Origin of the sequence: Nonomuraea sp. NPDC049709, from assembly GCF_040674815.1 — a bacterium.
GTDB lineage: Bacteria > Actinomycetota > Actinomycetes > Streptosporangiales > Streptosporangiaceae > Nonomuraea.
In genome coordinates this window covers 20532-33521 of sequence record NZ_JBFANM010000029.1, presented here as the reverse complement: position 1 = coordinate 33521, position 12990 = coordinate 20532, and the positions used below count along the sequence as shown (strand labels likewise).

Sequence of the window (12990 nt, the reverse complement as noted above, 5' to 3'; positions counted from 1 at the left end):
CCTGTCATGTTGTTGCTGGGACGGTCGAGCTGTTGGAAATGCTTCTGGTGTGGCGGCCTACGGGGCGGGTGATGACGGTGCCCGTCCGGGGGTCCTGGCTGACCTCGATGCGCAGGCCGTAGGTGTCGGTGAGCAGGCTCTCGGTGAGGACCTGCGCGGGCGGGCCGTCGGCGCGGACCCGGCCCCGGTGCAGCAGGACGACGTGGTCGGCGATCTCGGCGGCCTGGTTGAGGTCGTGCAGGACGACGCCGATCGCGACGCCGTGGTCGTCGGCCAGGTCGCGGACGAGCTCCAGCAGCTCCACCTGGTAACGCAGGTCGAGGAACGTGGTGGGCTCGTCCAGCAGCAGGACGCCGGTGTCCTGGGCCAGGCAGGTGGCCAGCCAGACGCGCTGCAGCTCGCCGCCGGACAGCTCGTCCACGGGCCGGTCGGCCATCGCGGTCACGCCGGTGAGCTCCATCGCCCTGGCGACGGCCGCGGCACCCGCGGGGTCCGCGGCCTTCCACCGGCGCCTGTAGGGGTGGCGGCCGTACTCGACGACGTCGCGCACCTGCACGCCACCGGGGGTGGGCCGGCTCTGCGCCAGCAGAGTAACCCGCCGGGCGAAGTCGCGCGCCGACAGGTCCAGCGCGCTGGCGCCGTCGCCCAGGGTCACGGCGCCGCTGTCGGGGCGGTGCAGCCTGGCCAGCGCGCGCAGCAGCGTGGACTTGCCGCTGCCGTTCGGGCCCACGAGGGCGGTCACGTGGCCCGGCCGCAGGGCTATGCGGCCGTCCTCGACCACGGTGGTGCCGTGGTAACTGAGGCAGAGCTCCGTGCCGCGGAGGGAGATCTCCTCGGTCATGGAGCTAAGGTTAGGCTAACCTTGCTTTGGGCGCTATGGCGGGTATGCCCGATTGGCCGGATCGAGTCCGGCGGGCCCTCCTACTCGGTGACGGGGACCTCGGTGAGCGTCCAGCCCGCCGCCTGCTCGCGCTGCCGCCAGTAGTCCGCGAACCTGCCCTCCTGGGCGAGCAACTCGGCCATCGTCCCCGACTCCACCACGCGCCCGCCCTCCAGGAAGACGATCCGGTCGGCGCGCGCGATGGTGCTCAGCCGGTGCGCGATGATCAATGTCGCCCGCTCCTTCCCGCCGGCCTCCAGAGCGCCCACGATGGCCCGCTCGTTGCCCGTGTCCAGCGCGGCGGTGGCCTCGTCCAGCAGCAGGACGGGCGCGTCCTTGAGCAGGGCGCGGGCGATGCTGACCCGCTGGCGCTCGCCGCCGGACAGGGTGGCGCCCCGCTCGCCGACCCGGGTCTCCCAGCCGTCGGGCAGGCGCTCGACCAGCTCGTCGAGCCGGGCCGCCGAGGCCGCCGCCCGGACCTGCTCGTCGCCGGCTCGCGCGTGCCCCAGCCGGACGTTGTCCAGGAGGCTCGCCTCGAACAGGTAGACGTCCTGGAAGACGATGCCGAGCTGGGCCATCAGCGCCGCCGGGTCGTAGTCGCGCACGTCGTGGCCGCCGACCCGGATGGCGCCGGCGTCCACCTCGTGGAAGCGGGCGATGAGCGCCAGCAGGGTGCTCTTGCCCGCGCCGGACGGGCCGACGACGGCCGTGGTGGTCCCGCGTTCCACGGTGAAGGAGACGCCGTCGATCGTGGCGGGCCCCGGCTCGTAGCCGAACCGTACGTCGCACAGCTCCAGCGCGGGCGCGCCCGGATCGGGGGCGAGCACCGAACCGTCGAGCACGGGCGCGCCGAGCAGGGCCCGCACCCGGACGAGCGTGCCGCGCAGGTTCTGCAGCGCCGGGGAGAGCTCGGCCAGGGTGGTGAACGGCTCGATGAACCGGACCGCGACGATGACCAGGCCGACCACCTCGGGCGCGGTCAGCTCCGACAGCACGGCGGTGGCGGCCAGGCCGAGCAGGATCGCCTGCGTGGCCAGGCCGAACATGAGCTGCCCCGGCACGCCGTACCCGACGAGCCGCAGCGCCGCCGTGCGCTGTCTGGCCAGCGCGCGGCCGATGGCGGTGCCCTCCGTGCCGGCCCGGCCGGCCGCCCGCAGCGCGCGCTGGGCCAGGGCCAGCTCGACGATGCGCTGCCCCGCCTCCGCCGAGGCCGCGGCGTAGGAGTCGTCCGCGGCCCGGACCAGCCGCATGCTCGCCCAGAGCGTGCCCAGCAGCAGCGGCACCGCCGCCAGCGCGACCAGCCCCAGGGCCGGGGCGACCAGCAGCAGGCCGAGCCCGATCAGCGCCGGGGTGAGCAGCGCGTTGGCGGCCGGGGTGACCAGCCAGGTGATCGCCTGGCACAGCTCGCGGCCGGACGACGTCAGCGCCCGCCGGCCCTCCCCCTTCCGCTCGGCGGTGAACCAGCCCAGCGGCGTCCGCCGCAGCCGGTCGACCAGCCGTTGCTCCAGGCCGCCCAGCAGCTGGAACCCGATGGCGAACCCGGCGTCCGCCACGCGGTGGTCCAGCACCCAGCCCGCGGCCACCAGCACCGCCAGCGTGGCGATCCAGGGCAGCGCGGCGCCGCCGGAGAAGAGCGCGGACAGCAGCGGGACCAGGCTCAGCATGGCCCCGGCCCGGATCACGGCGCTCGCCGCGAGCAGGGCCGCGTAGCGGGCGACCGTACGGCGGTCGTCGATCAGGTCCAGGATCACGTGGAAACCTCACTCGGCTGGGCGGCCAGCCACAGCTCGCGGTAGAGCCCCGGCACGGCGAGGAGCTGGGGATGCGTGCCCCGCTGCACCACGCGCCCGCCGTCGAGCACCACGATGGCGTCGGCGCCGGCGATCGTGTGCAGGCGGTGCGCGATGACCAGGACGGTACGGCCGGCCACCAGGTGGCTGAGTGCCCGCTGCACCTGGTGTTCCGACTCCGGGTCGGCGAAGGCGGTCGCCTCGTCCAGCACCAGCACGCTGGGATCGGCCAGCAGCGCCCGGGCGATGGTGACGCGCTGCGCCTCGCCGCCGGACAGCCGGGCGTGCGTGTCGTAGCCCTCGGGCAGCCGCGTGATCCGGTCGTGGATCCCGGCCGCCCTGGCCGCCCGCTCCACCTCCTCGCGGCTCGCCCCGGGCCGGGCCAGCGCGATGTTGTCGTGCACGCTGCCCTGGACCAGGGAGACGTCCTGGAAGACGAAGCCGACCTTGCGGTAGAGCTCGGCCAGGGGAAGGTCGGCGAGGTCGACGCCGTCGAGCGTGATCCGGCCCTCGGCCGGGTCGTGGAAGCGCGCCAGCAGCGCGGCGAGGGTGGACTTGCCCGCGCCGCTCGGGCCGACCAGCGCCGTCACCGTGCCGGGGGCCAGCTCCAGGTCGATGCCCTCCAGTACGGACGGCCGCCCGTCGTAACCGAACCCGACGTTCTCGAACCGGACCGTGTGGCGATCGCCCGCCAGGGAGCGGGGCCGGTCCGGCTCGGCCAGCTCGGGCTCATCAAGCAGCAGGCCGATCCGCTGAGCGGCCGCCTGCGCCTCCCGGACCGAGCCCATCCCGTACGCCGCCGCCAGCAGCTGGCTGCCGAAGGTCACCCCGAGCAACAGGAACGGCAGCAGGTCCACCGCCGTCAGCAGGCCGCATGCCAGCATCAGCCCGCCCGCCACGATGATCAGCACCAGCGAGGTCAGCGGGCGGGCCACCAGCTCGACCAGCGTCTTGCGGCTCGACAGCGGCCGCTGCCAGGCGTCCAGGAAGCGGGCCCGCTCGGCGAGGGTGGCGCGGAACCCGCCCGCCGGGCCGGAGTCGTAGGCCCGCACCACGGCCAGGCCGTCGAGATAGGCGATCGCCTCCGAGCCGACCCGCGCCTCCCACTCCGTGAACCGGGCCAGCTGCGCGGTCGAGCTCTGGACCATGCGGGCGGTCAGGACGAAGAAGACCAGCAGCGGGACCAGCAGGGTCGCCGCCAGCCAGCCCGAGACGGAGAACAGGTACGCCAGCACGGCCAGCGGCGTCACCAGGGCCGCCACGACGTCGAGCACCGCGTGGGTCACCAGGTAGTGCAGGTCGGCCGCGTCGTCCTGGACGGCCTGTTTGATCCGGCCGGAGCTGCGGGCGCTGAACCAGCCCAGGGGGAGGCGGGACAGCTTGTTCACCACCTGCGTGCGTACCTGGTGGCCGAACCGGGCGTCCAGCACGTGCATCGCCACGACCAGCAGGCCCGCCAGGGCCGTCCCCGCGCCCATCAGGATCAGGGCGAGGACGCCCAGCTCCGCCAGGCCGCCCTCGCCGGCCAGCAGCCTGCGGCACAGCTCGGCCAGCAGGACGTAGGGGGCGAGCTGGAGCAGGGAGATCACGGCCTGGAGGAGCCCGGCCGCCAGGAGGCGGGTCCGCAGCGGGGCCAGCAGCCGCGCCCCCGCCCGCGACCGCCACCGGCCCGAGCCCGGCTTCCGCGACGGCCCCCGCTCCTCAGGTCGCTCCAGCTCCTCAAGGCGCCCCTGCTCGTCCGGCCGCTCGTCGTGCACGCGGCGTTCCGGTTCGTCGGGTCGCTCGCCGTCTGCGGGGCGTTCCGGTTCGGCGGGGCGCTCGCCGTCTACGGGGCGTTCCGGTTCGGCGGGGCGCTCGCGGTCGACGCCCATGGCCTTGCCCCTGGTCCAGTACGCCCGGCCGTGCACGTCCGGCTTGGGGAAGCCGAGCTCCTTCAGCCGGGCCCGGACCTGCTTGGTGGTCGCCGTCTCGCCGGTGACCCAGGCGTACCAGTTCGACCAGTCCCGCTCGCCGATCGCGCGGGCGAGCGTGGCCGGGTCGCCGCCGGACGGTAACCACGTGACGGCGCACGCCGGGTGCGGGGTGATCGGGATCTCCCGGTCCCCCTCGTGGAACTGCTCCAGCAGCAGCTCGACCGGTGTCGTGTCCGGTACGGCGGCGAGGATCGCGTTGATCCCCGGCAGCGAGGCCGCGTCGCCGATCAGCAGGTAGCCCTCCGGGGCCGGGTCGGGCGCGGCGAAGTGGGTGGAGGCCCATCTCGTCACGGAGACGGTGTCACCGACGCCGGCCCGGCGCGCCCACGCCGAGGCCGGGCCCGCCGGTTCGTGCAGCAGGAACTCCAGGGTGACCTGCCGCCGGTCCGGGTCGGGGTCGACGAGCGTGTAGCCCCGCTGGTGCTCGCGGCCCGGGCGGTCCGGGTCGGGCGCCCAGAGGCGTACCCAGGCGGCCGGTTCGATCGGATGCTCGTCGAACAATGTCGGCGCGTCGAACGTGATGCGGCGGAAGTGCGGGGTGACGTCCCGGACGGCCGCCACGGTGATCGTGTGATCCTGGGCCCCGAACGCCTTGGCGATCGCGCCGCCGTACCCTCTGGCGTTCAGGACGACATCCTCGGGATCGTGATCGGCTTGCCGGGCGGGAGCTGGGCGACCAGCCCCTCGGCGGTCGCGGTGAGCATGAACACGAAGTAGTCCTCCGGAGTGTGTGCCGGGATACCCGCCTGCGCCTGCCGGATGAGCGCCGAGCCCGCCATCGCGGCCAGTGCCGCGTCGGTGGCCTCGGTCTCGAGGTGGGCCGCCGCGCGCTCCTGCTCGGCCACGGTGGCGCCGATCGTGAGGGTGGCGACGGCGGAGGTGAGCGCGGTGGCCGCGGCCGGGTCGTAGCCGCGCCTGCCCAGGGCGGTGATCTCGTGCTCGAGGAGCCGGATGCCGGACGGCCCGCGCGGGAACAGCCGCTGGAGATAGCGGGCCGTGCCCGGGTGCGCGAGCGTGAAGCCGCGCAGCTGCACGGCGAAGCCGACCAGGTGGCGAGCGGCCGGTTCCGCCGGGTCGTCGACCAGGTGCAGGCCCTCGAGGATCGCCTCGCCGATCAGGCTCTCCAGCGCCGCACGGCTCCGTACGTGGCGGTAGACGGCGGCCGCCGTGACCCCGAGCGCGTCGGCCACGCCCTGCATGGACAGGTCGGTCAGGCCGATCCGCACGCCCGCGTCGATCACGTCCTGGAGCGTGAAACTGGCCGTGCGCCCGCCGGTTTTCATTGGTTAGCCTTCCCTTAGTTACGGGGCCTAACTTAGAAGAACGATCCGGGGAGGCGCAAGGGTCGCGCGCCCCTGGGATTTGTCGGTGGCATGCGGCAGGCTGCTGACCCGTGGACGTGACACACGCGCTCTCCCCCGAGGCCCGGCGGGTGCACCGCTATCTGACGGAGCCCGATATCGGCTATCCCGACCCGTGGCCGGAGCCCTCCCGGCTGACCGCCACCGACCTGGGCCACCTGCTGCCCCTCGCCTACCGCACACCGGGCACCGGGAGCCCGGCCTTCTCGATGCGGCGCGCCGTGGAGGACGAGGTCAGGCAGCGGCAGCCGGAGTTCACCCGGGAGTCGCGCCGCGCGCTCTACGAAGCCCTGGTCGACCGCCTGGAGAAACGCAAGTGGGCCGACATGTGCCTGGCGGCGGGGGCGCTGCTGCGGACGCCGGGCGGGGCGGAGACCGGAGAGCTGGCCGGTCTCGCGCGCGTCCTGACCGGGTTCATGGTCGCGAACGAGCGGCTCGAGACGCCGTACGCGCTGCTGGCCGTGGCCGGGGTGGCCGGGATGGACGAGGTGACGGTGATGACGGACGAGCAGCCCGCCTCGCTGGCGGCGGCCGAGCGCGACCTGGTGCTGGGCCTCGATCCGGCCGGCCGGGCGCTGGTCGCGGAGGTCGGGCCCCGCTCCTACGGGTCGCCGCCCGAGCTCCCCGATGCCTGGGAGCGGCTGGCGGAGTTGCCCGCCTACGTGAGCTTCGCCCGCGCCGCGCTGGAGGCCGCCGAGGCCAGGCTGGCCGCGATCCACGCCGGCGAGCTGCCCTACCGCGCCGACAAGGCGTTCACCGCGGCGGAGGTGCCGGCGCTCGGCCGGGCCGCGCGGCTGGCGCTGTTCCGCGACGAGCCGTGGCTGCCCGAGCTGATCGGCAGCCTGCTGAGCCGGGTCGCGGTCGCGCCGACGGCGGCCAAGACGCTGCCGTCGCAGGCGCTGCTGTTCGAGATCGGCCGCGCGGTGGAGCGGTTCCCGACCCCGGAGGCGCTCACGGCGCTGCGCGCGGCCCGCGCGGCCACCCGGCACGCCGGGGTGGTCAAGCAGCTCGACCGCATGATCAAGCGGGCCGAGCCGGGGCTGGCCGACCGCGTCGAGGCGGCCTTCCGCATGCCGGACCTGGGGTTCGGGCCGGGCGGGCGGCTGGAGGTGCCGCTGGGAGAGCACCGGGCGGTGGTCGCGCCCGGCGAGGGCGGCGAGTTCGCGCTGAGCTGGTGGCAGGGCGACCGGCAGCTCAAGAGCGTGCCCGCGGCGGTGCGCAAGGAGCATCCCGAGGAGGTCAAGCGGCTGCGCGAGCTGGTCAAGCAGGTGCGGCGGCAGCTGACGACGCTGGCCAGGGCGCTGGAGGCGGGGTTCGCGGGGGAGAGCGCGCTGCCGTACGCGATGTGGCGCGGGCAGGTGGCCGAGCACCCGATCGCCGGCTCGATGGCGGCGCGGCTGATCTGGGAGATCGAGGTGGCGCCCGGCGAGTGGCGGGCCGTGCTGGGCGGCCCGGAAGCGCTGGAGGTGACCGGCGACCGGGTGCGGCTGTGGCATCCGGCGCGCGCGACGGTGGCGGAGGTGGGCCGCTGGCGGGAGGCGGTGACCGAGAGGCGGCTCAGGCAGCCGTTCAAGCAGGCCTTCCGCGAGGTCTACCCGCTGACGCCGGCGGAGGAGGAGACGGCCGCCTATTCCAACCGGTTCGCCGCCCACGTCGTCGACTACCGCCGCCTGTACGCGATGTTCAAGGCACGCGCCTGGGAGACGCGGATGCTCGGCCCGTGGGACGGCGGCGACGCGGGGGAGGCCAGGCGAGTGCTGGCCGAGGGCCGGTGGCAGGTGTCGTTCTACCACGACTACCTGTACGACGAGCCGGGCGAATACGCCACCACCGACCAGGTGCGCTTCCACCGGCGCGGCGCCGAGGGCTGGCAGGAGGCGCCGCTGGCGGAGGTGCCCCCGCTGGTGTTCAGCGAGGCGATGCGCGACGTGGACCTGTTCGTGGCGGTGACCTCGATCGCGGCCGATCCGGAGTGGGCCGATCGCGGGCACGACCGCCATCTCGACTATTGGCGCGAGACCTCCTTCGGCCCGCTGCAACCCTCGGGCGAGGTGCGCCGCGACGCGCTGGCCCGCATCCTGCCGCGCACGTCCGTCGCCGACCGCTGCGTCCTCGGCGATCGGTTCCTGGTGGTGCGTGGTGACCTGCGCACTTACAAGATCCATCTGGGCAGCGGCAACATCCTCATGGAGCCGGGTGACGTCTATTTGTGCATCGTGTCCGCACGCGACCGCGACGAGCGGCTGTTCCTGCCCTTCGAGGAGGACGACCGGCTGGCGCTCATCCTCAGCAAGGCCCTGCTCCTCGCCAGGGACACCGAGATCACCGACGAGAGCATCGTCAGGCAGATCAAGGGCTGAGCACCCCGCACGCGGCCGGCCGCCGACGTCGCCGAGCACCCCGCACGCGGCTGGTCGCCGACGTCACCTCTCCGTTTCACGCCGTCGGCTGCCGGTGCCGTGCGGTGCAGGCGGGGACGCGGTGCCAGGCGTCGAAGATCGAGTGCGGCGTGCCCTCGTACACGTGCGCCGCCCAGGTCTTGCCGGCCCGGTGGAAGGTGGTGGTCAGCGCTGCCCATAGTCGATGAAACCCGACATACTGGGCCTCGTGGCAGATCGACACGAGCTGGCCGGATTCCTCCGCTCCCGTAGGGGGCGGGTCGCCCCCGAGAACGCCGGCCCCAGTGGCGGGGCGCGACGCCGGGTGGCGGGGTTGCGCCGGGAGGAGGTCGCCCAGCTCGCCGGGATCAGCGTGGAGTACTACCAGCGGCTGGAGCAGGGGCGGGCCGCGCATCCGTCGCCCGAGGTGCTCGACGCCATCGCCGCCGCGCTCCGCCTCGACGACGTGGAGCGCGAGCACCTGCGCTCACTGGCCCTCGCGGTACGGGAACGCCCCCTCCCGGCGCCCGGCTCGCGGGCCGAGGACGTCCGCCCGGACCTGGTACGGATGCTGCACCTGATCCACACGCCCGCCATGGTGATCGACGACCGGTTCGGCGTCCTCGCGGCCAACGCCGTGGCCGCCCGCCTGTTCTCCCTGGAGGGCTCACGGCAGCGGCCGAACCTGGCCAGGCGGCTGTTCCTCGATCCTGCCGGCCAGGACTTCTACGTCGAGTGGGAGGAGATGGCCGCCCTGACCGCGGGGCAGCTGCGGGTCACGCGGGGGCTGTACCCGAGGGACACCGAGCTGGCCGAGCTGATCGGCGAGCTGCACGACGGCAGCGAGGCGTTCCGCGGCTTGTGGAGCGCCCGCGACGTCAGCGTGCGTACGCATGGGGTGAAGAGCTTCCGGCATCCCGCCCTGGGCACCGTCACGTTCGCCTATGAGCACTTCATCCCGACCGGCGACTCCCGGCAGCGGCTGGTCGTGCTCGTGCCGGTCGAGGGCGGCACCACCGAGGCCGCGGTCCGGCTGCCGGCCACCTGGGCGCGCACGCCGGACGTACCCAGGACCGTTCTCGGTTAGGGTGGGCGTGTGCCCACCTTAGTGGGCGTGCGCCCACTCGTCAACGGGGCACGGCAGGAGAGGGAAGGCGCGGTATGCCGACAGGGGTGGCCATGCGCGACGCGCGCCGGCAGCTGTTCGAGGCCGCCGAGCGGGTCCTGCTCCGCGACGGGCCGAACGCGCTGACCAGCCGGGCCGTCACCACGGAGGCGGGCTGCGCCAAAGGGGTCCTGCACCGGCACTTCGCCGACTTCGACGCCTTCCTGGCCGAGCTCGTACGCGATCGCATCGGCCGGATCGACGCCCGGACGATCGCCCTGCGCGGGGCGGCCGGCACCGGCACCGTCACGGCCAACCTCACCGGCGCGCTGATCGACCTGTTCGAGTCGGTCGGCGTGGCGATCGTCGGCCTGCTGATCTTCCGGGACGAGCTGCGCGCCCGGCTCCGCCAGACCACGCCGGCCGGCATCCCCATCCTGACGGAGGGGGCGGCCATGATCGCCTCCTACCTCACCGAGGAGCGCGCGCTGGGCCGCATCGCCGCCGACGCCGACGTCGACACGCTCGCCCTCACGCTGATCGGCGCCGCCCACCTGCTCTTCGCCGGCCGCGAGGGCGCCCCGCCGGAGACCGGGGCCGTCGACCGGGTCGTCGCCACCGTCATGGCCGACGTCGTGCAGCGGCGCCTGCTCTGACGAGCACCGGCTGAATCTTCGTCCACGTTGTTGACGACCTTTGATGGGACCACTAACGTCGTCTCCGAGCGAGACGACGTTGACACGTATCGTCCTGCCGGCGGCGTGGTAGTAATGAGATTCCTGAGGAGGCCAGACAGACAAGTTGGTGCGCCATGACCGTGTCCTACCTCGGTGTGCTCGGCATTGCCGAAGCGCTGGGGGTGAGCCGGCACGCGGTGCACAAGTGGCGCTCCCGCCACCCGGGTGATTCGACGCACCCGTTTCCCGAGCCCGACGTCGAGATCGACGGGGCTCCCGGCTGGCGGCCCGAGCGGCTGCCGGAAATCGTCCGGTGGCGCGACAGCCTGCCGGGCCGCGGCGCCGGTGGCGGCCGCCCTACCGCCGCGCGCCAGGAATACCTCAAGGCGGCCGCCATCCGCGGCCTCGACCGGGACGAGGCCCTGCGCGCGCTCGCCACGTTCACCGAGGAATTTCCCGAGATGACCGAGCCGGAGGTCTGCGCCTGGCTCATCGGGCACTGGCGCGGCTAGCACCTCCGGCGGCACACCACACCTGCAACGGAAGGCGATGACGCATGCTCGAAATCGGCGGGGAGACCGCACCGGGATTCGAAGGGGTGCGGGAGGCGTTCGCGGCCAATCTGGCCGGCGGCCAGGAGGTGGGCGCCGCGGTCGGCGTCTACGTGCACGGCCGCAAGGTCGTCGACCTGTGGGGCGGCGTCGCCGACCCGGGCACCGGCCGCCGCTGGGAGCGCGACACCCTCCAGGTCGTGTTCTCCACCACCAAGGGCGTCACCGCCGCGTGCGCGCACCTGCTGGCCCAGCGGGGCGAGCTGGACCTCGACGCGCCCGTCGCCGCCTACTGGCCCGAGTTCGCGGCGAACGGGAAGGAGCGCGTCCCGGTCCGCTGGCTGCTCACCCACCAGGCCGGGCTGCCGGTGCTCGACCGGCCGATCACCCCGGCCGAGGCGCTCGCGTGGGAGCCGATGGTGACCGCGCTGGCCGCCCAGCGGCCGTGCTGGGAGCCGGGCACCGAGCACGGCTACCACGCGCTCACGTACGGCTGGCTCGTCGGCGAGGTCGTCCGCCGGGTGACCGGCCGCAGCATCGGCACGTTCCTCGCCGAGGAGATCGCCGCACCGCTCGGCCTGGACCTGTGGATCGGGTTGCCGGAAGCGGAGCGGCACCGGGTCAGCCGGCTCGTCGTCCCGAAGGTCGACCTGGACGCGCTGACCGGGACCGACCTGGACACCCTCCCCGAGGCCACGCGCGACGTGATGGCCGCCTTCGCCGATCCGACGTCGCTGACCGTACGCGCGATGAGCGTCGTCACGCCGCCGCTGAACCACGACGACCCCGCCGAGCAGTACGCCGAGATGCCGTCGACCAACGGCATCTGCACCGCCCGCGCCCTGGCCCGCTTCTACGCCGCGCTCATCGGCGAGGTCGACGGGCACCGCATCCTGTCGCCCGGCACGCTGGCGGCCGCGACCGCCGAACAGGTCAGCGGCGTCGACCGGGTCCTGCGCATGCCGGTCCGGATCGGCACGGGCTTCGGCCTGCCCACGCCCGAGATGTTCTGGTACAGCCCGACCGCCTTCGGGTTCGGCGGCTACGGCGGATCGCTCGGCTTCGCCGACCCGGCGACCGGCCTCGCCTTCGGCTACGTCATGAACCACATCCAGGAAGGCGTGCCGGACCCGAGGGCGGCCAAGCTCTTCGACGCGGTCCGGAGCGCCCTCTGAGATCGGCGGCGAAGAAATTTCCCCGAAACCGTCACAAAGCGGGGAGGCTGCCTTGTCTTAGCTGACGACGGGGTCGGCGAGAGACGCCCGGTATCCAGGCGCGTCCTGATCTCGGGTGCGCGTCACCGCGGGTGATCTGCCGGGCGAACGCAGCGAAGGCACGGGTGGACATGCAGACAGAGTTCCTGGACCACGCGAGCGCGCTCGACGAGGCCGCTTCCGCCTTCGTCGAGCTGCGCCCGCGGTTGTTCGGCATCGCCTATCGGATGCTGGGCAGCGCGTCGGAGGCCGAGGACATCCTGCAGGAGGTCTGGATGCGGTGGCAGGGCACCGACCGGGCGGCCGTCGACAATCCCTCGGCCTACCTGGCGTTGATCACCACCCGCCTGTCCATCAACGTCGCCACCTCCGCCCGCGCGCGCCGCGAGACCTACATCGGGCCCTGGCTCCCCGAGCCCGTGGACACCAGCCTCGACCCCGCGCTCGGTGCCGAACGCGGGGAGGCGCTCGAGCTCGCCTTCCTGCTCCTGCTGGAAAGGCTCAACCCCACCGAGCGAGCCGCGTACGTCCTGCGCGAAGCCTTCGTCTACCCCTACCGCCAGATCGCGGAGATCCTCCAGCTCACCCCGGTCAACGTCCGCCAGCTCGTCAGCCGCGCCCGCAAGCGGCTGACCGCCGCGCGGCGCGAGCCCATCGACAAGAGCGAGCACCGGCGTCTCCTGCGGGCCTTCATCGACGCCGCCCAGACGGGGGACATCGCCGCGCTGGAAGACCTGTTCGCCGCGGACGTCGTCAGCTCCTCCGACGGCGGCGGGCTCAGAGGGGCGGCCCGCTTCCCGCTGCTGGGCAGCCTCCGGGTGGCGCGGTTCCTGGCCGCGTTCGCCCCGAGGTTCTGGCCGGGCGCCGAGATGGAGTGGGTCGAGGTGAACGGGCTCGCCGCCGCGATCGTCCCGCGCGGCCGCAGCGGGGTCACGATGCTCACCGTCGAGGCCTCGCCGCAGGGCATCCATCACGTCATGTGGATCGTCAACCCGGTCAAGCTCGACGCCTTCGAACGGTCACGCCCGCGTCCGGCCGCCGCGCCCGGCTGACCGGGCGCG

Annotated in this window: 11 protein-coding genes; 6 read left to right on the top strand and 5 right to left on the bottom strand. The window is 73.7% G+C overall.

Going from position 1 to position 12990, the window contains the following annotated elements; all coding sequences use genetic code 11:
- Positions 1 to 4 precede the first annotated feature (4 nt).
- The 4 genes from AB0J69_RS27905 to AB0J69_RS27890 form a co-directional block, all read right to left on the bottom strand.
- Complete coding sequence (locus tag AB0J69_RS27905) at positions 5 to 841, bottom strand: ABC transporter ATP-binding protein (RefSeq protein WP_364122931.1); 837 nt, start codon at positions 839 to 841, stop codon at positions 5 to 7.
- An 80-nt stretch (positions 842 to 921) separates the two neighbouring features.
- On the bottom strand, positions 922 to 2631 hold the full coding sequence (locus tag AB0J69_RS27900; protein ID WP_364122929.1) for an ABC transporter ATP-binding protein: 1710 nt from the start codon (positions 2629 to 2631) through the stop codon (positions 922 to 924).
- Positions 2628 to 5204: an ATP-binding cassette domain-containing protein gene (locus AB0J69_RS27895; protein WP_364122927.1), complete on the bottom strand. Its 2577-nt coding sequence runs from the start codon at positions 5202 to 5204 to the stop codon at positions 2628 to 2630. The genes AB0J69_RS27900 and AB0J69_RS27895 overlap by 4 nt, the downstream gene beginning before the upstream one ends.
- Positions 5205 to 5266: 62 nt before the next feature.
- A complete protein-coding gene (locus tag AB0J69_RS27890; RefSeq protein ID WP_364122925.1) occupies positions 5267 to 5926 on the bottom strand; it encodes a TetR/AcrR family transcriptional regulator C-terminal domain-containing protein in 660 nt (219 codons plus the stop codon).
- A 110-nt stretch (positions 5927 to 6036) separates the two neighbouring features.
- Here AB0J69_RS27890 and AB0J69_RS27885 point away from each other — a divergent pair, with 110 nt between their 5' ends.
- Complete coding sequence (locus AB0J69_RS27885) at positions 6037 to 8364, top strand: DUF4132 domain-containing protein (protein ID WP_364122923.1); 2328 nt, start codon at positions 6037 to 6039, stop codon at positions 8362 to 8364.
- A gap of 76 nt (positions 8365 to 8440) precedes the next feature.
- Here AB0J69_RS27885 and AB0J69_RS27880 read toward each other — a convergent pair whose 3' ends face one another.
- Complete coding sequence (locus AB0J69_RS27880; protein WP_364122921.1) at positions 8441 to 8626, bottom strand: hypothetical protein; 186 nt, start codon at positions 8624 to 8626, stop codon at positions 8441 to 8443.
- Between AB0J69_RS27880 and AB0J69_RS27875 the strand changes: the two genes are divergently transcribed.
- The 5 genes from AB0J69_RS27875 (at position 8612) to AB0J69_RS27855 (ending at position 12981) form a co-directional block, all read left to right on the top strand.
- Positions 8612 to 9469, top strand: a complete 858-nt coding sequence (locus AB0J69_RS27875) for a helix-turn-helix transcriptional regulator (protein WP_364122919.1) — start codon at positions 8612 to 8614, stop codon at positions 9467 to 9469. The two genes, AB0J69_RS27880 and AB0J69_RS27875, sit on opposite strands and share 15 nt — an antisense overlap.
- A gap of 74 nt (positions 9470 to 9543) precedes the next feature.
- Entirely contained in the window at positions 9544 to 10143 is a 600-nt protein-coding gene (locus AB0J69_RS27870) for a TetR family transcriptional regulator (RefSeq protein WP_364122917.1), read from the top strand.
- 155 nt (positions 10144 to 10298) lie between these two features.
- Entirely contained in the window at positions 10299 to 10676 is a 378-nt protein-coding gene (locus AB0J69_RS27865; protein WP_364122915.1) for a hypothetical protein, read from the top strand.
- Between the two features lie 44 nt (positions 10677 to 10720).
- Entirely contained in the window at positions 10721 to 11890 is a 1170-nt protein-coding gene (locus AB0J69_RS27860) for a serine hydrolase domain-containing protein (RefSeq protein WP_364122913.1), read from the top strand.
- A gap of 170 nt (positions 11891 to 12060) precedes the next feature.
- Positions 12061 to 12981, top strand: a complete 921-nt coding sequence (locus tag AB0J69_RS27855; protein WP_364123119.1) for an RNA polymerase sigma-70 factor — start codon at positions 12061 to 12063, stop codon at positions 12979 to 12981.
- Positions 12982 to 12990: the final 9 nt, after the last annotated feature.